General features: G+C 54.5%; 15 protein-coding genes, 1 tRNA gene and 3 rRNA genes. 14 read left to right on the top strand and 5 right to left on the bottom strand.

Going from position 1 to position 19,121, the window contains the following annotated elements; all coding sequences use genetic code 11:
* Positions 1–6: 6 nt before the first annotated feature.
* Together qseC and qseB are read right to left on the bottom strand one after the other, a co-directional pair.
* A complete protein-coding gene (qseC, locus tag AC6I8B_RS19225) occupies positions 7–1,362 on the bottom strand; it encodes a quorum sensing histidine kinase QseC (protein WP_191920566.1) in 1,356 nt (451 codons plus the stop codon).
* Positions 1,350–2,021: a quorum sensing response regulator transcription factor QseB gene (gene qseB / locus AC6I8B_RS19220; RefSeq protein ID WP_111534714.1), complete on the bottom strand. Its 672-nt coding sequence runs from the start codon at positions 2,019–2,021 to the stop codon at positions 1,350–1,352. The genes qseC and qseB overlap by 13 nt, the downstream gene beginning before the upstream one ends.
* Before the next feature lie 162 nt (positions 2,022–2,183).
* On the opposite strand from qseB, the gene AC6I8B_RS19215 reads away from it, so the two are divergent.
* From AC6I8B_RS19215 to rbsR, 7 genes are all read left to right on the top strand, one after another.
* Positions 2,184–2,591 (top strand): YgiW/YdeI family stress tolerance OB fold protein, encoded by a 408-nt coding sequence (locus AC6I8B_RS19215; RefSeq protein ID WP_010258845.1) that lies wholly within the window; start codon positions 2,184–2,186, stop codon positions 2,589–2,591.
* A 182-nt stretch (positions 2,592–2,773) separates the two neighbouring features.
* Positions 2,774–3,193, top strand: coding sequence for a D-ribose pyranase (gene rbsD, locus AC6I8B_RS19210; protein WP_003849483.1), 420 nt, complete (start codon positions 2,774–2,776; stop codon positions 3,191–3,193).
* A gap of 7 nt (positions 3,194–3,200) precedes the next feature.
* A complete protein-coding gene (gene rbsA, locus AC6I8B_RS19205) occupies positions 3,201–4,709 on the top strand; it encodes a ribose ABC transporter ATP-binding protein RbsA (protein ID WP_022624782.1) in 1,509 nt (502 codons plus the stop codon).
* On the top strand, positions 4,706–5,677 hold the full coding sequence (rbsC, locus tag AC6I8B_RS19200; RefSeq protein WP_010258841.1) for a ribose ABC transporter permease: 972 nt from the start codon (positions 4,706–4,708) through the stop codon (positions 5,675–5,677). The genes rbsA and rbsC overlap by 4 nt, the downstream gene beginning before the upstream one ends.
* A 25-nt stretch (positions 5,678–5,702) precedes the next feature.
* The gene (gene rbsB, locus AC6I8B_RS19195) at positions 5,703–6,578 is read left to right on the top strand and encodes a ribose ABC transporter substrate-binding protein RbsB (protein ID WP_052270980.1); all 876 of its coding nucleotides are present in this window, start codon (positions 5,703–5,705) and stop codon (positions 6,576–6,578) included.
* Positions 6,579–6,640: 62 nt separating this feature from the next.
* Positions 6,641–7,570: a ribokinase gene (gene rbsK, locus AC6I8B_RS19190; RefSeq protein ID WP_187484595.1), complete on the top strand. Its 930-nt coding sequence runs from the start codon at positions 6,641–6,643 to the stop codon at positions 7,568–7,570.
* Between the two features lie 13 nt (positions 7,571–7,583).
* Positions 7,584–8,567, top strand: coding sequence for a ribose operon transcriptional repressor RbsR (gene rbsR / locus AC6I8B_RS19185; protein ID WP_033759297.1), 984 nt, complete (start codon positions 7,584–7,586; stop codon positions 8,565–8,567).
* On the opposite strand, the gene mdtD is transcribed toward rbsR, so the two are convergent.
* A complete protein-coding gene (gene mdtD / locus AC6I8B_RS19180) occupies positions 8,564–9,964 on the bottom strand; it encodes a multidrug transporter subunit MdtD (protein ID WP_010258829.1) in 1,401 nt (466 codons plus the stop codon). The two genes, rbsR and mdtD, sit on opposite strands and share 4 nt — an antisense overlap.
* 533 nt (positions 9,965–10,497) lie before the next feature.
* Between mdtD and AC6I8B_RS19175 the strand changes: the two genes are divergently transcribed.
* From AC6I8B_RS19175 to rrf, 4 genes are all read left to right on the top strand, one after another.
* Positions 10,498–12,039, top strand: a 16S ribosomal RNA gene (locus AC6I8B_RS19175).
* Positions 12,040–12,127: 88 nt separating this feature from the next.
* Positions 12,128–12,202 (top strand) — tRNA-Glu (locus AC6I8B_RS19170).
* 231 nt (positions 12,203–12,433) lie between these two features.
* Positions 12,434–15,342, top strand: a 23S ribosomal RNA gene (locus AC6I8B_RS19165).
* 211 nt (positions 15,343–15,553) lie between these two features.
* Positions 15,554–15,669 (top strand): 5S ribosomal RNA (gene rrf, locus AC6I8B_RS19160).
* The 16S, 23S and 5S rRNA genes sit together here with 1 tRNA gene alongside, the layout of an rRNA operon.
* 85 nt (positions 15,670–15,754) lie before the next feature.
* On the opposite strand, the gene mobB is transcribed toward rrf, so the two are convergent.
* Both mobB and mobA read right to left on the bottom strand, forming a co-directional pair.
* Positions 15,755–16,261 (bottom strand): molybdopterin-guanine dinucleotide biosynthesis protein MobB, encoded by a 507-nt coding sequence (gene mobB / locus AC6I8B_RS19155; protein ID WP_033759293.1) that lies wholly within the window; start codon positions 16,259–16,261, stop codon positions 15,755–15,757.
* Position 16,262: 1 nt separating this feature from the next.
* Positions 16,263–16,829, bottom strand: coding sequence for a molybdenum cofactor guanylyltransferase MobA (gene mobA, locus AC6I8B_RS19150; protein ID WP_033781132.1), 567 nt, complete (start codon positions 16,827–16,829; stop codon positions 16,263–16,265).
* Between the two features lie 44 nt (positions 16,830–16,873).
* Between mobA and AC6I8B_RS19145 the strand changes: the two genes are divergently transcribed.
* From AC6I8B_RS19145 to dsbA, 3 genes are read left to right on the top strand one after another with little or no spacing between them, the layout of a single operon-like run.
* The gene (locus AC6I8B_RS19145) at positions 16,874–17,149 is read left to right on the top strand and encodes a YihD family protein (protein WP_003850728.1); all 276 of its coding nucleotides are present in this window, start codon (positions 16,874–16,876) and stop codon (positions 17,147–17,149) included.
* Between the two features lie 45 nt (positions 17,150–17,194).
* On the top strand, positions 17,195–18,181 hold the full coding sequence (locus AC6I8B_RS19140) for a serine/threonine protein kinase (protein WP_033773175.1): 987 nt from the start codon (positions 17,195–17,197) through the stop codon (positions 18,179–18,181).
* Positions 18,182–18,207: 26 nt separating this feature from the next.
* Positions 18,208–18,837, top strand: a complete 630-nt coding sequence (gene dsbA, locus AC6I8B_RS19135) for a thiol:disulfide interchange protein DsbA (RefSeq protein WP_010258458.1) — start codon at positions 18,208–18,210, stop codon at positions 18,835–18,837.
* Positions 18,838–19,121 lie beyond the last annotated feature (284 nt).

Genomic DNA, 19,121 nt, shown 5'->3' with positions numbered 1-19,121 from the left:
CCCGCCTTACGGGGCGGGCGCTGACCAGCGCAGCATAACGCATAATCCGCCGCCCGAGCGCTGGCTGAAGCTGACCTGCATCCCGTGCAACTGGGCGATATTGCGGACTATCGATAATCCCAGCCCGCTTCCGCTTTTCTCCTGACCTGGCGGTCGCCAGAAACGTTCACCAAGCCGTTGCAGATCGGCTGCACTCAGACCTTCGCCGTTATCCTCTACCGACAGGCTATTCGCCTGAAGCCGCACATTAACTTCGCTGCCTGCTGGCGTATAGCGAATGGCATTATCCAGCAGATTACGCACCAGCAATGACAGTAACAGCGGATGCCCCTGAATCTGCGGATCGGCGTCAGCATGCAGCCGCAGCGTGACACCCGTTTTATCCGCCAGCGGCAGCTGTGCAGCCAGCGTCTCCTGGACCGTGCGTTTCAGCGCCACCGTTTCGAAGGCGCTGCGTGCATCATCTGCTTCAACCCGTGAGAGCGTCAGCAGCTGATCCACCAGCCGGGTTGCGCGGATAATGCCGGCATCCAGTTGCTGCAGCGCATGGCTTCGCATCACTTCATCATCCGCAGTCAGCTGGATCACCTCGCTTTGCACCTGCAGCGCGGCCAGCGGACTGCGCAGCTCATGTGCGGCATCAGAGGTAAAGCGCCGTTCACGCTGCATCATTGCGCTGATGCGGCTGAACAGACCGTTGAGCGCAACCATCAGCGGTTGCACCTCTTTCGGCACGCGGTCTGCCTGCAGCGGCGTATCATCATCGGGCGCGCGCTGCGCCAGCTGCTGTGCCAGCGTCTTCAGTGGGCGCAGTTCAGACCAGACCAGACCGATCAGCAGCAGCAACATAAAGGGCAGCGCGATCAGCCAGGGCAACATGCTGGCTTTCATCAGATCCCGCGTCATGTCGTCACGGTATTCGGACTCCTGACCCACCACCACCCGGAACTGCTGGTCGGGCGTGGTCAGCCAGACAAACCGCCAGCGATCGTCATCATTGGTGAGCTGGCCCTCATGAAATCCCTGATACTCCGCCTCAAACGGCAGGTAGCGGCCATTGTCACCATCATTCATCACCTGCCGGCCGTCACGCGTGAAGACGGCAAAGGCCAGGGCGTCGTCATCCTGATCGCCGCGATGGTGGCGCAGTATCTCTTTGGTTTTAGGCAGAGTGGCGTTGTCCAGCGAGGAGAAATCCAGCGTCAGCAGACGCTTTGCCAGCAGCATCTGCTGGGTATCGAAGAGCTCATCAAGGGTTTCACGTGTCTGATGCCAGGCACTCAGGCTGGCGCTGGCCCAGCAGATCCCGAGCAGCAGCACAAAACCGATACCCAGCCGCAGAAACAGGCTCATTGATCGCATTCAGCGTCTCCCAGGGTATAACCGACGCCGTGCAGCGTGCGGATAAATTGGCTGCCCAGTTTTTTACGCAGATGATGAATGTGAACCTCTACCGCATTGCTGGAGACATCGGCGTCCCAGTTGTAGAGCTTCTCTTCCAGCTGGCTGCGTGTCAGCACCCGGCCCGTGTTTCGCATAAACAGTTCCAGCAGCGCCAGTTCACGGCTTTTCAGCGCAATCGCCTCACCTTCGCGCATCACACTATGGCTGCCGGGGATCAGCACCACATTACCGTGCCGGAGTTCGGGCTGCAGCTGGCCATGACGGCGGCGGATCAGCGCCTGTAAGCGAGCAGCCACTTCGGTTAAGGCAAAGGGTTTACACAGATAGTCGTCGGCTCCCAGTTGCAGGCCTTCGACCCGCTGATCGAGCGCATCGCGTGCGGTCAGTATCAGTACCGGTACATCTTTGCCCTGCTGTCGCCACTGCCGCAGAATATCGAGCCCATCCCGCTCGGGCAGTGAGAGATCCAGGATCACCGCATCCCAGGGCGCGGCCTCCAGCGCGTTAAAGCCCGCCTCACCAGAGGTAAACCAGTCAACACTGAAGCCCAGTTTACTCAGCCCCGCCTTGATACCGTCGCCAATTAAACGATCATCTTCAATCAGTAAAATACGCATCACGTCTCCCTGTTCCGATAGCGCTTTATACGAAGCAACTTCCTGCTTGTACAGCTGATTTCGGCGAAAATAGCTTATTTTTGCCTCTTAAGAAGCTGTTAAGAACTTTATGGTCAACTAAGCTCAACAAGACGAACCACATCATGGAAAAGAGGTGACAAAATGAAAAAGCACGCTGCAATTCTGGCCGTCGTAATGCTGGCTTCCGCCCCGGTTTTCGCTGCACAGCAGGGTGGATTTGTTGATCCCAGTGCGCCAGCCGCACAGACGCAGGCAGCAGCCGGTCAGGGTGGTTTCAGTGCCGATCACACCAGTGTGGTGACCGTAAAGCAGGCTGAAGAGATGAAAGATGACAGCTGGGTCACCGTGCGCGGTAAGCTGGAGAAACAGATCGGCAACGAAGATTATCTGTTCCGCGACCAGACCGGCACCATGAAAGTCGAAATCGACCACAAGCACTGGAACGGCCAGACTATCTCACCTAAAGACAACGTCGAGCTGACAGGTGAACTGGATAAAGATTTCAACAGCATTGAGATGGACGTTAAGCAGGTTAAGAAACTGCCTTAATCCTCTCCTCCGGGGCCGCGTTCGCGGCCCTTTTTTCAGCCCGTCCCCCGACTTAATACAAATTTCTCCCCGCGTGAGCGAAACGTTTCGATAGCGATCACAGATTTCTTCTTTGCCGGTTGAGTTGATGGCGGCTTTTCATACACTCCTGACAGCGAAACGTTTCGCTGTGGAGTGAAAAGATGAAAAAAGGTCGCTTGTTAAACGCTGAACTCTCTCATGTGATTGCCCGCCTGGGACACACGGATACGCTGACGATTGCCGATGCAGGCTTGCCGATTCCGGCCGGACCGCAGCGCATCGATTTAGCGCTCACGCCGGGTACGCCCGATTTTATGCAGGTGGTTAATGCTGTCGCACTGGAGATGCAGGTAGAGAGCGCCCTGATCGCGGAAGAGATTAAGCAGCATAATCCGCAACTTCATAGCGCGCTTGTCGCCGTGCTCGAAGCCTTGCAACAGCACCAGGGGAATATCATCACCATCAGCTACACCAGTCATGAACAATTCAAACAACAAACGCAGCGTAGTCAGGCGGTCATTCGCAGCGGAGAGTGCTCTCCGTTTGCGAATGTCATCCTCAGCGCCGGTGTGACCTTCTGAGGCCGCTATGCAACCTTTACTGCAACTCGACGGCATTGAAAAATCTTTTCCGGGTGTGAAAGCCCTCAAGGGGGCGTCGCTGAATGTCCGGGCAGGACGCGTGATGGCGCTGGTGGGCGAGAACGGCGCAGGCAAGTCCACCATGATGAAAGTGCTGACCGGCATCTATCAATATGATGCCGGTACGCTGCGCTGGCTGGGCAAAGAGACCCGTTTCAGCGGGCCGAAAGCGTCTCAGGAAGCGGGTATTGGCATCATTCATCAGGAACTGAACCTGATCCCTCAATTAACCGTGGCGGAGAATATTTTTCTCGGCCGCGAATATGTCAGCCGTTTTGGCCGTATCCAGTGGCCGCGCATGTATGCCGAAGCCGATGCGCTGCTTAAACGGCTTAATCTGCGCTTCAACAGCCACAAGCTGGTGGGGGATTTGTCGATTGGCGATCAGCAGATGGTCGAAATCGCCAAAGTCCTGAGCTTTGAGTCGCAGGTGATCATCATGGATGAGCCGACCGATGCGCTGACTGATACCGAAACGCTGTCGCTGTTCCGGGTGATCAACGAACTGAAAGCGCAGGGCTGCGGCATCGTCTATATCTCGCATCGCATGAAAGAGATCTTTGAGATCTGCGATGACGTCACGGTGTTCCGCGACGGTCAGTTTATTGCTGAACGCCCGGTCAGCGAGCTGACTGAAGAGAGCCTGATCGAGATGATGGTCGGCCGTAAGCTGGAAGATCAATATCCCCATATTAATCAGGCACCAGGCGACGTGCGGCTGAAAGTGGAAAACGTCAGCGGACCGGGCGTGGATAACGTCAGTTTCAGCCTGCGCAAAGGTGAAATTCTCGGCGTGTCTGGCTTGATGGGCGCGGGCCGTACCGAACTGATGAAGGTGCTTTACGGCGCCCTGCCGCGTCGCGAAGGCACACTGTGGCTCAATGGTCGGGAAGTGGTGACGCGCTCACCGCAGGATGGGCTGGCTAACGGCATCGTCTATATCTCCGAAGATCGTAAGCGCGATGGCCTGGTGCTGGGCATGTCAGTAAAAGAGAACATGTCGCTGACAGCGTTAGGCTATTTCAGTCACGGCAGCGGCACGCTGAAACATGCGGCAGAGCAGCTGGCCGTGGGCGACTTTATCCGGCTGTTTAACGTTAAAACGCCTTCAATGGAGCAGCCCATTGGTCTGCTTTCGGGCGGCAACCAGCAGAAAGTGGCGATTGCCCGCGGGCTGATGACCCGGCCTAACGTACTGATTCTGGATGAACCGACACGCGGTGTGGATGTCGGCGCGAAGAAAGAGATCTATCAACTGATTAACCAGTTTAAAGCCGAAGGGCTGAGCATCATTCTGGTCTCATCGGAAATGCCGGAAGTGCTGGGCATGAGCGATCGGATTCTGGTGATGCATGAAGGCCGTATCAGCGGCGAATTTACCCGAGAAGAAGCCACTCAGGAGAGCCTGATGGCAGCCGCCGTAGGCAAGCAACACAGCGAGGATTTAGTGGTATGACGACCCAAACTTTACCTGCCAGCCGTCGCTGGTTTAGCAAAAGCTGGCTACTGGAACAGAAGTCACTGATTGCGCTGATGGTGCTGATCGCCGTGGTGGCCAGCCAGAGCCCGAACTTCTTTACCGTGGCGAACCTGTTCAACATTCTGCAGCAGACCTCGGTTAACGCCATTATGGCGGTCGGGATGACGCTGGTGATCCTGACTTCTGGTATCGACCTCTCTGTAGGATCGCTGCTGGCCCTGACGGGCGCGGTAGGTGCGTCGCTGGTGGGTATGGAGGTCAATGCCCTGGTCGCGGTGGCGGCGTCGCTGGCGCTGGGAGCGGCAATCGGTGCCCTGACCGGCACCATTGTGGCGCGCGGCAAAGTGCAGGCGTTTATCGCCACGCTGGTCATGATGCTGCTGCTGCGTGGTGTCACCATGGTCTACACCGATGGCAGTCCGGTAAACACGGGTTTTAATGCCAATGCCGATCTGCTGGGCTGGTTTGGTATTGGTCGTCCGCTGGGTATCCCTGCGCCGGTCTGGCTGATGGCGCTGGTCTTTATTGCTGCCTGGTACATGCTGCAGCACACCCGTCTGGGTCGCTATATCTATGCGCTTGGCGGTAATGAAGCGGCAACGCGTCTCTCCGGCATCAATGTGAATCGCGTCAAAATCATCGTCTATTCACTGAGTGGCATGCTGGCGGCGCTGGCAGGCACCATTGAAGTGGCGCGCCTTTCTTCGGCACAGCCGACAGCGGGTACCGGCTATGAGCTGGATGCGATTGCTGCGGTCGTGCTGGGCGGAACCAGCCTGGCAGGCGGTAAGGGCCGTATTTTCGGCACCCTGATTGGCGCGCTGATTCTCGGCTTCCTGAACAACGGCCTGAACCTGATGGGCGTCTCTTCGTACTACCAGATGATCGTTAAGGCGGTAGTAATCCTGCTGGCGGTGCTGGTAGATAATAAAAGCAGTAAATAACTCTGACCTTACACAGGATGACATGATGAAAAAGTTAACCGCACTGGCCGTGATCCTTGGCGCAACGCTCAGTACCAGCGCTATGGCCAAAGATACTATCGCGCTGGTGGTTTCAACCCTGAATAACCCGTTCTTTGTTTCGCTGAAAGAGGGTGCGCAGAAAGAAGCGGACAAGCTGGGCTACAACCTGGTGGTGCTGGATTCACAGAACAACCCGGCGAAAGAGCTGGCTAACGTGCAGGATCTGACTGTTCGCGGCACCAAATTGCTGCTGATCAACCCAACCGACTCTGATGCTGTGGGCAATGCGGTGAAGATGGCTAACCAGGCGAACATCCCGGTGATCACGCTGGATCGCGTTGCGGCACAGGGCACCGTTGTCAGCCACGTCGCCTCCGATAACCGTTTCGGCGGTAAAATGGCCGGCGACTTCATCGCCAAAAAAGTCGGCGAAAGCGCCAAAATTATTGAACTGCAGGGCATTGCCGGGACTTCTGCCGCCCGTGAGCGTGGCGAAGGCTTCAAACAGGCCGCTGATGCGCATAAATTCCAGATCCTCGCCAGCCAGCCTGCCGATTTTGACCGTACCAAAGGTCTGAACGTCATGCAGAACCTGCTTCAGGCACACCCGGACGTTCAGGCCGTATTCGCTCAGAACGACGAAATGGCACTGGGTGCACTGCGTGCGCTGCAGACCGCCGGTAAAACTGGTGTGATCGTCGTTGGTTTTGACGGTACTGCTGATGGCGTTAAAGCGGTAGAAGGTGGCAAACTGTCCGCGACCGTGGCACAGATGCCAGACAAAATTGGCATGATCGGCGTAGATACCGCTGATAAAGTGCTGAAGGGTGAAAAAGTGAAGGCGATCAATCCGGTCGACCTGAAGCTGGTCACTCAATAACTCAAAGAAAAGCAGGGCACTGCGCCACCCTCCTGGTGGCGCACTTATTCCGGACTCCCCTAATGAGCAAAAACGCAAAACTGGCCGTTCTTGGCAGCATTAACGCTGACCACATCCTTAATCTGGCGCACTTTCCTCGTCCCGGTGAAACGGTGATCGGGCAGAATTATCAGATTGCGTTTGGCGGTAAGGGTGCGAATCAGGCTGTCGCCGCCGGTCGTGCTGGTGCCGATATCGCATTTATCGCCTGTGTGGGCGCTGACGACATTGGTGAACGTGTTCGTCAGCAACTGGCCCAGGACAATATTGATACCACGCCAGTCGAAGTGGTCGAGGGTGAGTCAACCGGCGTGGCGATGATTTTCGTCAATGGTGACGGTGAGAACAACATCGGCATCTACTCCGGTGCAAACGCGGCGTTAACACCCGCCTGCGTGACACGCCATCAGCAGGTTATCGCCGACGCCGATGCACTATTAATGCAGCTGGAATCACCGCTGGAAAGTGTGCTGGCCGCCGCGACGCTTGCCCGACAGCATCAGACGCAGGTTATTCTCAATCCTGCACCCGCCACCCAGCTCTCAGATGAACTGCTGGCGTTGATCGACATTATTACCCCGAATGAAACCGAAGCCGAGAGTCTGACCGGCATTGCGGTCAGCAACGATGAAGATGCCGCCCGCGCTGCGGCAGTACTGCATGCGAAAGGTATCGGCACGGTTCTGATTACTCTGGGTCGCCGCGGTGTCTGGCTGAGCGAGCAGGGAGACGGTCAGCGTATTGCTGGCTTCAGCGTTAAAGCTATCGACACCATCGCGGCGGGCGACACCTTTAATGGCGCCTTTATTACCGCGCGACTGGAGCAGAAAACGATGTATGACGCGGTGCGGTTTGCCCATGCCGCCGCTGCTATCGCCGTTACCCGCTCGGGTGCGCAGCCCTCCGTGCCGTGGCGCGCGGAGATCGATGAATTTTTGCAGCAGCAGGGCTAAGCATTTGAGCACCATGAAAGATGTCGCTCGCCTGGCGGGCGTCTCTACCTCCACTGTCTCGCACGTTATCAATAACAATCGCTTTGTTAGTGAAGGCGTGCGCGAAAAAGTTGAGCAGGCCATCCGCCATCTGAATTACGCCCCCTCTGCGCTGGCGCGCAGTCTGAAAATCAATCAGACGCACACGATCGGTATGCTGCTGACCACCAGTAGTAACCCATTTTATGCCGAAGTGGTGCGGGGTGTGGAGGAGAGCTGCTATCAGCGTGGCTACAGCCTGATTCTCTGTAACACGGCAGGTGATGAAGAGCGGATGAACCGCAGCCTGGAAACGCTGATGCAGAAGCGCGTCGACGGTTTATTGATCATGTGTACGGAAAGTCACCTGCCCTCGGCCGACATTCTGAACCGTTATCCCTCTATACCTGCCGTTATGATGGACTGGGCGCCGTTTGAAGGCCGTGGTGACATTATTCAGGATAACGCGCTGCTGGGCGGGGAGCTGGCGACTCAGCATCTTATCGACAGTGGTTATACCCGCATCGCCTGTATCGCCGGTCCACAGGATAAAACCCCGGCTCGTATGCGCCTGGAAGGTTATCGCAACGCCATGACAAAGAGTGGCCTGGCGATTCTGCCCGGCTATGTGGTGAATGGTGATTTTGAATTCCAGGGAGGCTACAACGGTATGGTCGAACTGCTGGCGCTGGAAACGCCGCCGGAAGCGGTTTTCACCAGCAACGATGCCATGGCGGTGGGCGTTTATCACGCACTTTACCAGGCCGGCATGCAGGTTCCGCAGCAGATGGCGGTAATGGGATATGACGATATCGAACTGGCGCGCTATCTCACTCCGCCACTGAGTACCATTCATCAACCGAAAGATGCGCTGGGTGAACTGGCGATAGACACCCTGCTCCATCGTCTCAGCAATCCCGACGCCAGTCAGCAAACGCTGGTGCTGACGCCGGAACTGGTGGTGCGTGGATCGGTTTAGCGCTTTTTCTTTTTGTCGCGATTACTGATCAGATTACGGCCATCGCCGTTTTTCAGCAGCATAAAGGTCAGCGCCGACAGTACTGTTACCACGCCCATGGTCATAAACGTGGCGTGGAACTGTGAAATGGTGCTGGTTTCAAACTCCTGGTAGAAGCGCAGCACCGCGGCGCTGACGGCCACACCAAAACTGATCGCTAGCTGCTGAGTCACGGCCAGCACGCTGTTACCGCCGCTGGCGTTATCATCATTCAGATCGGCCAGGGTGATGGTATTCATGGCGGTAAACTGCGTAGACATGGCCATGCCGAGAATAAACAGCGGAAGTAAGAGCACAATGATGCTTTCAGCGGGCGACTGCAGAGAGAAGCTGGCGATCAGAATGCCAATAATGGCGGTAATGCCAACCAGCAGGCGGCGGTAACCCAGCCAGCGCAGCAGTTGCGTCACCGTCGACTTCGCCAGTATTGAACCAATGGCGATGGGTGCCATCATGCAGCCCGCGATAATCGCTGAATAGCCAAAGCCGACCTGCAACATGAGCGGCATCAAAAAGGGCACACAACCGGTGCCAAGACGTGACGCGATGTTGCCACCGATGCCCACTGAGAACGTCCGGGTTTTAAACATCGGCAGATTGATCAGTGGCGAAGGGTGATTTCGGGCATGCACTATATAAAGAAGCAAAAGCACAATCCCGCTGAGTAATATCCCGCCCGCCAGCCAGGCGGAAACAATCCGCTCGCCAAACAGCTCAATCCCAATCGAGATCATCACCAGTCCGGCCCCAAACAGTAAGAAGCCGAAAAAGTCGAAGCGGCGCTTCGGCGTGGTGAAGTCCGGCATATATTTGCGTGCGTAGATAATGCCGAGAATGCCAATCGGGATATTAATCAGGAAAATCCAGTGCCAGGTCGCGTAGGTCACCAGCACGCCGCCCAGCATTGGCCCCAGTATCGGGCCAACTAATCCCGGCATGGTGACAAAGTTGAGCACCGGCAACAGCTCACTGCGCGGATAGGCGCGTAACAGCGCCAGTCGCGCGACCGGCATCATCATTGCGCCACCGACGCCCTGTATGATGCGCGAGATGACCAGTACCTGGAGTGTGGGAGAAAGTGCACAAGCCAGCGAGCCTAGGGTGAACAGCGAAACGGCAACGATAAATACCTTGCGCGTGCCGTAGCGATCGGCGAGCCAGCCACTGACCGGAATCAACATAGCGACAGTCAGGGTGTAACTGATGACGGCGGATTGCATGGCCAGAGGAGAACGGTCGAGGCTGGTGGCGATAGCGGGCAGGGCAGTATTCAGTATGGTGGCGTCGAGTGACTGCATGAAAAAGGCCATGGCAGCTATCCATGGCAAACCAGCCATGCTGCGCGCGGATTTTATCATTGAGTATCCTTCCTGGGGTTATCCTGCGAGAAGAAGCAAAATAATAGCACCCGCATTAAGCAACGGCAGGTCTCTTTACAACGTTTAATGGCGATTTTTGTGCGTTATTCCGTCATGAAACGTCTCTTTTTAAGCCGTTCGTTTAAAAAAGATGCGCTCAGCAAATTAATTCAAAGAAACGCTTGTCAGCCCGCGGAAACTCCCTATAATGCGCCTCCATCGACACGGAACACCGGCAACGGGAAGCGGGTTGAGAGGCACAGGAGACTGCGCCGCCGGAGAAAAACTTTTGAGAAAGAGGTTGACTCTGCAGGAGGAAAGCGTAATATACGCCACCTCGCGACAGGACGCTAACGCACTGTTCGCACTGCTCTTTAACAATTTATCAGACAATCTGTGTGGGCACTCGCAGGATTGATATCAGCGTCTCCGGACGTAAAAAAATATCAAGCCTCACGAGTGAACACATAATGAAATTCATTATGACGTTTTACAGATGAGCACCGCTTAACTTGTTTAAGCAAATCAAACTTAAATTGAAGAGTTTGATCATGGCTCAGATTGAACGCTGGCGGCAGGCCTAACACATGCAAGTCGGACGGTAGCACAGAGGAGCTTGCTCCTTGGGTGACGAGTGGCGGACGGGTGAGTAATGTCTGGGGATCTGCCCGATAGAGGGGGATAACCACTGGAAACGGTGGCTAATACCGCATAACGTCGCAAGACCAAAGAGGGGGACCTTCGGGCCTCTCACTATCGGATGAACCCAGATGGGATTAGCTAGTAGGCGGGGTAATGGCCCACCTAGGCGACGATCCCTAGCTGGTCTGAGAGGATGACCAGCCACACTGGAACTGAGACACGGTCCAGACTCCTACGGGAGGCAGCAGTGGGGAATATTGCACAATGGGCGCAAGCCTGATGCAGCCATGCCGCGTGTATGAAGAAGGCCTTCGGGTTGTAAAGTACTTTCAGCGGGGAGGAAGGCGACGGGGTTAATAACCCTGTCGATTGACGTTACCCGCAGAAGAAGCACCGGCTAACTCCGTGCCAGCAGCCGCGGTAATACGGAGGGTGCAAGCGTTAATCGGAATTACTGGGCGTAAAGCGCACGCAGGCGGTCTGTTAAGTCAGATGTGAAATCCCCGGGCTTAACCTGGGAACTGCATTTGAAACTGGCAGGCTTGAGTCTTGTAGAGGGGGGTAGAATTCCAGGTGTAGCGGTGAAATGCGTAGAGATCTGGAGGAATACCGGTGGCGAAGGCGGCCCCCTGGACAAAGACTGACGCTCAGGTGCGAAAGCGTGGGGAGCAAACAGGATTAGATACCCTGGTAGTCCACGCCGTAAACGATGTCGACTTGGAGGTTGTTCCCTTGAGGAGTGGCTTCCGGAGCTAACGCGTTAAGTCGACCGCCTGGGGAGTACGGCCGCAAGGTTAAAACTCAAATGAATTGACGGGGGCCCGCACAAGCGGTGGAGCATGTGGTTTAATTCGATGCAACGCGAAGAACCTTACCTACTCTTGACATCCACGGAATTTGGCAGAGATGCCTTAGTGCCTTCGGGAACCGTGAGACAGGTGCTGCATGGCTGTCGTCAGCTCGTGTTGTGAAATGTTGGGTTAAGTCCCGCAACGAGCGCAACCCTTATCCTTTGTTGCCAGCGATTCGGTCGGGAACTCAAAGGAGACTGCCGGTGATAAACCGGAGGAAGGTGGGGATGACGTCAAGTCATCATGGCCCTTACGAGTAGGGCTACACACGTGCTACAATGGCGCATACAAAGAGAAGCGACCTCGCGAGAGCAAGCGGACCTCACAAAGTGCGTCGTAGTCCGGATCGGAGTCTGCAACTCGACTCCGTGAAGTCGGAATCGCTAGTAATCGTGGATCAGAATGCCACGGTGAATACGTTCCCGGGCCTTGTACACACCGCCCGTCACACCATGGGAGTGGGTTGCAAAAGAAGTAGGTAGCTTAACCTTCGGGAGGGCGCTTACCACTTTGTGATTCATGACTGGGGTGAAGTCGTAACAAGGTAACCGTAGGGGAACCTGCGGTTGGATCACCTCCTTACCTGAAGATACCTTCCCGCGCAGTGTCCACACAGATTGTCTGATAAAAAGTAATGAGCAGGACGGCTGCGAAGTCGTGACACTTTTGTGTCCCCTTCGTCTAGCGGTTAGGACTCCGCCCTTTCACGGCGGCAACAGGGGTTCGAATCCCCTAGGGGACGCCACCTGCTTGGTGACAGGTGAAAGGTGTCTCCATACAGTATCTCAAAACCGATTTGGTTGCGTAAGCAGCCGGGCCGCGTTTGAGATATTTGCTCTTTAACAATCCGGAACAAGCTGAAAATTGAAACGACGCAGCGCGTCATTCCTCCGTAATTAAGGAATGACTTGGCGATGCGTTCGAGTCTCTCAAATGCTTGCAATTCGCAGCGTTGTAAAACGCCTGTGGGTTGTGAGGTTAAGCGACTAAGCGTACACGGTGGATGCCCAGGCAGTCAGAGGCGATGAAGGACGTGCTAATCTGCGTAAAGCGACGGTAAGGTGATATGAACCGCTACAGCCGTCGATGTCCGAATGGGGAAACCCGGTGCACTCTGTGCATCATTGCAGCATGAATACATAGTGCTGCAAGGCGAACCGGGGGAACTGAAACATCTAAGTACCCCGAGGAAAAGAAATCAACCGAGATTCCCCCAGTAGCGGCGAGCGAACGGGGAGCAGCCCAGAGCCTGAATCAGTTTGTGTGTTAGTGGAAGCGTCTGGAAAGTCGCAGGGTACAGGGTGATACTCCCGTACACAAAAGCACACAAGCTGTGAGCTCGATGAGTAAGGCGGGACACGTGGTATCCTGTCTGAATATGGGGGGACCATCCTCCAAGGCTAAATACTCCTGACTGACCGATAGTGAACCAGTACCGTGAGGGAAAGGCGAAAAGAACCCCGGCGAGGGGAGTGAAACAGAACCTGAAACCGTGTACGTACAAGCAGTGGGAGCCTTCTTTATGGGGGTGACTGCGTACCTTTTGTATAATGGGTCAGCGACTTATATTCTGTAGCAAGGTTAACCGTATAGGGGAGCCGCAGGGAAACCGAGTCTTAACTGGGCGTTAAGTTGCAGGGTATAGACCCGAAACCCGGTGATCTAGCCATGGGCAGGTTGAAGGTTGGGTAACACTAACTGGAGGACCGAACCGACTAATGTTGAAAAATTAGCGGATGACCTGTGGCTGGGGGTGAAAGGCCAATCAAACCGGGAGATAGCTGGTTCTCCCCGAAAGCTATTTAGGTAGCGCCTCGTGAACTCATCTTCGGGGGTAGAGCACTGTTTCGGCTAGGGGGCCATCCCGGCTTACCAACCCGATGCAAACTGCGAATACCGAAGAATGTTATCACGGGAGACACACGGCGGGTGCTAACGTCCGTCGTGAAGAGGGAAACAACCCAGACCGCCAGCTAAGGTCCCAAAGTCATGGTTAAGTGGGAAACGATGTGGGAAGGCACAGACAGCCAGGATGTTGGCTTAGAAGCAGCCATCATTTAAAGAAAGCGTAATAGCTCACTGGTCGAGTCGGCCTGCGCGGAAGATGTAACGGGGCTAAACCATGCACCGAAGCTGCGGCAGCGACGCTTATGCGTTGTTGGGTAGGGGAGCGTTCTGTAAGCCGTCGAAGGTGTGCTGTGAGGCATGCTGGAGGTATCAGAAGTGCGAATGCTGACATAAGTAACGATAAAGCGGGTGAAAAGCCCGCTCGCCGGAAGACCAAGGGTTCCTGTTCAACGTTAATCGGAGCAGGGTGAGTCGACCCCTAAGGCGAGGCCGAAAGGCGTAGTCGATGGGAAACAGGTTAATATTCCTGTACTCGGTGTTACTGCGAAGGGGGGACGGAGAAGGCTATATCAGCCGGGCGACGGTTGTCCCGGTTTAAGCGTGTAGGCGGAGTGTCCAGGTAAATCCGGACGCTTGTTAACGCTGAGGCGTGACGACGAGGCACTACGGTGCTGAAGTGATAAATGCCCAGCTTCCAGGAAAAGCCTCTAAGCATCAGGTAACACAGAATCGTACCCCAAACCGACACAGGTGGTCAGGTAGAGAATACCAAGGCGCTTGAGAGAACTCGGGTGAAGGAACTAGGCAAAATGGTGCCGTAACTTCGGGAGAAGGCACGCTGGCGCGTAGGTGGAGGGACCTGCTCCCCGAGCCGAAGCCAGTCGAAGATACCAGCTGGCTGCAACTGTTTATTAAAAACACAGCACTGTGCAAACACGAAAGTGGACGTATACGGTGTGACGCCTGCCCGGTGCCGGAAGGTTAATTGATGGGGTTATCCGTAAGGAGAAGCTCTTGATCGAAGCCCCGGTAAACGGCGGCCGTAACTATAACGGTCCTAAGGTAGCGAAATTCCTTGTCGGGTAAGTTCCGACCTGCACGAATGGCGTAATGATGGCCAGGCTGTCTCCACCCGAGACTCAGTGAAATTGAACTCGCTGTGAAGATGCAGTGTACCCGCGGCAAGACGGAAAGACCCCGTGAACCTTTACTACAGCTTGACACTGAACATTGAGCCTTGATGTGTAGGATAGGTGGGAGGCTTTGAAGCGCGGACGCCAGTCTGCGTGGAGCCAACCTTGAAATACCACCCTTTAATGTTTGATGTTCTAACGTAGGCCCGTGATCCGGGCTGCGGACAGTGTCTGGTGGGTAGTTTGACTGGGGCGGTCTCCTCCTAAAGAGTAACGGAGGAGCACGAAGGTCAGCTAATCACGGTCGGACATCGTGAGGTTAGTGCAATGGCATAAGCTGGCTTGACTGCGAGAGTGACGGCTCGAGCAGGTGCGAAAGCAGGTCATAGTGATCCGGTGGTTCTGAATGGAAGGGCCATCGCTCAACGGATAAAAGGTACTCCGGGGATAACAGGCTGATACCGCCCAAGAGTTCATATCGACGGCGGTGTTTGGCACCTCGATGTCGGCTCATCACATCCTGGGGCTGAAGTAGGTCCCAAGGGTACGGCTGTTCGCCGTTTAAAGTGGTACGCGAGCTGGGTTTAGAACGTCGTGAGACAGTTCGGTCCCTATCTGCCGTGGGCGCTGGAGAATTGAGGGGGGTTGCTCCTAGTACGAGAGGACCGGAGTGAACGCACCACTGGTGTTCGGGTTGTCATGCCAATGGCATTGCCCGGTAGCTAAGTGCGGAAAAGATAAGTGCTGAAAGCATCTAAGCACGAAACTTGCCCCGAGATGAGTTCTCCCTGACTCCTTGAGAGTCCTGAAGGGACGTTGAAGACTACGACGTTGATAGGCCGGGTGTGTAAGCGCAGCGATGCGTTGAGCTAACCGGTACTAATGACCCGTGAGGCTTAACCTTACAACGCCAGAGGCGTTTTTGAGAGACAGGTTTTCAGCTTGTTAACCGGATACAGTTGTGTCCTGCGGACTGAAGTCCGAAGGATTTTGCGCTGAGGCAAGGCGGCAACCGAGCGATACGAAGGAGCATACTGAAGTATGTGACGGAGTAGCGCGAGGGCGGCCAACGCAGCATCAGCACAAAAGACACAGGACAGAGCACAAAGAATTTGCCTGGCGGCTTTAGCGCGGTGGTCCCACCTGACCCCATGCCGAACTCAGAAGTGAAACGCCGTAGCGCCGATGGTAGTGTGGGGTCTCCCCATGCGAGAGTAGGGAACTGCCAGGCATTAAATAAGTGAAGAAGCCCCGCACGGAAGTGCGGGGCTTTTTTACGTCTGCAGATCGTGAAAAACTGCATCACAACATCCATTTCAGCGTTTCTCAAGCCAGTCGGCAATGAAGTCTGCAACGCTGTCCGGACGATTTATATCCAGAACTGGCACGTTCAGCGTTAATTTCTGGTCGCTGGCGACAGCGATTACCTGCTCATCAAGCAGTTCCTCGATCCCACCCTTGATCCCGGCCCGCCATAAAACAATTTTAGGTACGGGTTCATCTTTGAAGCCTTCGACCAGCACGACCTCAAGCGTAGCGTGATCCATGCGGCTGAGCAGATAAGGCAGATTAATCGACTGCTTTTCCGGCGTCTCACACATCAATGCCCATCGCTCTGAACTGGCCAATATTACCTGACTGGCACCCGCTTTTCTGAGCAGATAGCTATCTTTGCCTGGCGTATCCACATCCATCTGATGATGGGTATGTTTAATCAATCCTGCGCGGATACCTTTATCGCCGAGAATCGGTATCACCTGCTGCAATAGCGTCGTTTTCCCGGTTCCACTCCAGCCCACAATGGCAAGTATAGGTAATGACATGTCAGCCTCTGTTGTTCAGGTCATCAGGCGTATTGATATTGCGGAAGGCAGCCTCATCCTCATCCATCCGGACAGCATGGCCACCGTGGTCGCGCAGAAAATGCATAAGACGTCGTTCTCCAGCCTGAAGATAGTCATAAAGAGGTGCAGCCATCTCCCGATGAATCAGCGCCAGCGTAGGATGATCGCGCGACTGTGAACGTACCCAGACTGCCGGCGCCTCACCGCGTTGATCGACCAGTTTTTCGACGAAGTAGAGAGGTATTGCAGGCGTATCGCAGGAGCAAAAAGCGGCCCATTCACCATCGATGGCGAGCAACCCACTGTAGATCCCGGCCAGCGGACCGGGATAATCATCAAAAACATCCTGAATAACCCGACATCCGCTTAACTGATAGCGATCAATATTACGATTCGCATTAATCATGACAATGTCGACTTGTGGCCTGAGCCGTTCAAGGACATGCTGATAAAGCGGCCTGCCATCCAGCTGTACTAACCCTTTGTCCTGACCACCCATACGGCGGCCCTGACCACCGGCCAGAATGATGCCGGTTAATATTGTCATGACTGTGCCCTCGCTGATGACGCACTGTGAAAGGAGAAATCTGAATGAAATGCCATCGTTTAAACGAGTTAATCGCGTTGCTGCAACCCGCCTGGCAAAAAGAGCCTGATCTTAATCTGGTCACATTTTTGCAGAAACTGGCTCAGGAATCTGGTTTCCGTGGCCCGTTAAGTGAATTAACCGATGATGTATTAATTTACCATCTCAAGATGCGTGACTCAGCCAGCGATGATGAGATACCAGGCCTGAAAAAAGATTATGAAGTTGATTTCAAAACAGCACTGCTCCGCGCACGGGGTGTCATTAAACAGGACGAGTAGTGTTATCCTTGGCTGCTATTTGCAAGGGCAACTACAGGTAACATGATGAGCGACGCTGCTTTTAACTTCCAGACATTGAATCCCGACGTGTTGCTTGATGCGCTCTGGGAAACAGGAATTCGCGTCGAATCGGGTCTGACAGCCCTGAACAGCTACGAGAACAGGGTTTATCAATTCAGCGACGACGAAAAACGCCGCTATGTTGCGAAGTTTTATCGACCACAGCGCTGGCGTGCCGAACAGATTGCTGAAGAACATCAGTACGCACTTGATCTGCTGGCTGACGAAGTGCCCATCGCGGCGCCACTGCGGTTAAAGGGTGAGACACTGCACAGTCACGCTGGCTTCTTCTTTGCCGTATTCCCCAGCCTGGGCGGACGGCAATATGAGACAGACAACGAAGATCAGATGGAGTGGGTAGGCCGCTTCCTGGGCCGCATTCATCAGACCGGGTGTAAAGCGCTGTTCAGGCATCGGCCTGCCATCGGTCTGGATGAATATCTGCATGAACCCCGGCAGGTGCTGGAGCACTCTCTGTTAGTGCCTGCATCGCTTAAAGTCGCACTGCTACAGGCTATCGATAAGCTGGGAAACACGCTGCAACAACAGTGGCACACCACGTGGCAGCCGCTACGATTACATGGCGACTGCCATCCGGGTAATATCCTGTGGCGTGACGGACCGCTGTTTGTCGATCTGGATGATGCCCGTAATGGCCCGGCCGTGCAGGATCTCTGGATGCTGATCAGCGGCGATCGTCAGGAACAGCGTATTCAATGGGATATACTGCTGGAGGCGTACAGTGAGTTCAGTGATTTTGATATTAATGAATTGTCACTGATTGAACCTTTACGCGCCATGCGCATGGTTTATTATCTGGCCTGGGTTGTCCGACGCTGGCAGGATCCCGCTTTTCCGCGCGCTTTCCCCTGGATGACAGATGAAGATTTCTGGCGCAGGCAAATTTCACTCTTTACCGAGCAGGAGAAGCTGTTGCAGGAACCTCCTCTGCAGCTGACACCGCAATATTAATGACGTAGTCAGGAGAATTTTTCACGATGAAAAAAATTTGGTTTGCACTGATGGGTTTAGTGCTGGCATTCAGCGCATCTGCTGCCCAGTTCACTGAAGGTAAACAATATGTGAGTCTGCCTAAACCTGTGGCCGGCGAACCTCAGGTGATGGAGTTCTTCTCCTTCTTCTGCCCGCACTGCTATCAGTTTGAACGTATTTATCACGTCAATGACGCGGTGAAAAAGAATCTGCCTGCTGACACTAAGATGGTGAAATACCACGTCGATTTTCTCGGTGGAGAACTGGGGCCGGTCGTGACCCATGCCTGGGCTGTCGCGATGGCGCTGGGCGTTGAAGATAAAGTGACAGCACCGATCTTCGATGGCATTCAGAAAACGCAGACCATCACCGATCCTGCCAGTCTGAAAGAGACCTTTGTCAAAGCGGCCGGTATCTCTGCGGCGGACTATGATGCAGCCTGGAACAGCTTCGCCGTAAAAGCGCTGGTTGCGCAGCAGCAAAAAGCCGCTGCTGATGTTGATCTGCGTGGTGTGCCTGCTATTTTCGTGAATGGCAAATACATGGTTAACAACGGCGGTCTTGATACCAGCTCTATGGATAATTTCGTCGCAGACTATGCGAACGTGGTTAAATTCCTGGTAAGCCAGAAGTAATCAGCCTCACACCCCCGTTAAACGCCAGCTCTGCTGGCGTTTTTTTTATGCCTTTGAACAACGGTCCAATTTTTGTCCATCTCCAGGGCATAAATTTAATATCCACACAAGGGATCGCGCTATTAAAAATAGCGATCGGGTCACGGAAATTAAATAAGCCAATGAAATTTATGGTTTTTATTCAAGTGTCGATTATTTATTTTCCTGAAAAACAGCGCGTTATAATTTTTACGCACAAAGTTATCCACAGAACGATCGTTGCGATCCTGTCCCCAAAAGCGTGA

Source organism: Pantoea sp. X-Soil-ISGK-285 (assembly GCF_059730815.1).
Note: the sequence above shows the minus strand (reverse complement) of the source record. Positions and strands in the feature narration are given on the sequence as shown.

Coding starts and splice junctions, on each gene's coding strand:
- rbsK (WP_187484595.1), top strand. CDS start 6,641: ATGAGCAAAAACGCAAAACTGGCCGTTCTTGGCAGCATTAACGCTGAC.
- rbsD (WP_003849483.1), top strand. CDS start 2,774: ATGAAAAAAGGTCGCTTGTTAAACGCTGAACTCTCTCATGTGATTGCC.
- AC6I8B_RS19145 (WP_003850728.1), top strand. CDS start 16,874: ATGAAATGCCATCGTTTAAACGAGTTAATCGCGTTGCTGCAACCCGCC.
- mobA (WP_033781132.1), bottom strand. CDS start 16,829: ATGACAATATTAACCGGCATCATTCTGGCCGGTGGTCAGGGCCGCCGT.
- mdtD (WP_010258829.1), bottom strand. CDS start 9,964: ATGATAAAATCCGCGCGCAGCATGGCTGGTTTGCCATGGATAGCTGCC.
- rbsC (WP_010258841.1), top strand. CDS start 4,706: ATGACGACCCAAACTTTACCTGCCAGCCGTCGCTGGTTTAGCAAAAGC.
- rbsA (WP_022624782.1), top strand. CDS start 3,201: ATGCAACCTTTACTGCAACTCGACGGCATTGAAAAATCTTTTCCGGGT.
- qseC (WP_191920566.1), bottom strand. CDS start 1,362: ATGCGATCAATGAGCCTGTTTCTGCGGCTGGGTATCGGTTTTGTGCTG.
- rbsR (WP_033759297.1), top strand. CDS start 7,584: ATGAAAGATGTCGCTCGCCTGGCGGGCGTCTCTACCTCCACTGTCTCG.
- rbsB (WP_052270980.1), top strand. CDS start 5,703: ATGAAAAAGTTAACCGCACTGGCCGTGATCCTTGGCGCAACGCTCAGT.
- dsbA (WP_010258458.1), top strand. CDS start 18,208: ATGAAAAAAATTTGGTTTGCACTGATGGGTTTAGTGCTGGCATTCAGC.
- mobB (WP_033759293.1), bottom strand. CDS start 16,261: ATGTCATTACCTATACTTGCCATTGTGGGCTGGAGTGGAACCGGGAAA.
- AC6I8B_RS19140 (WP_033773175.1), top strand. CDS start 17,195: ATGAGCGACGCTGCTTTTAACTTCCAGACATTGAATCCCGACGTGTTG.
- qseB (WP_111534714.1), bottom strand. CDS start 2,021: ATGCGTATTTTACTGATTGAAGATGATCGTTTAATTGGCGACGGTATC.
- AC6I8B_RS19215 (WP_010258845.1), top strand. CDS start 2,184: ATGAAAAAGCACGCTGCAATTCTGGCCGTCGTAATGCTGGCTTCCGCC.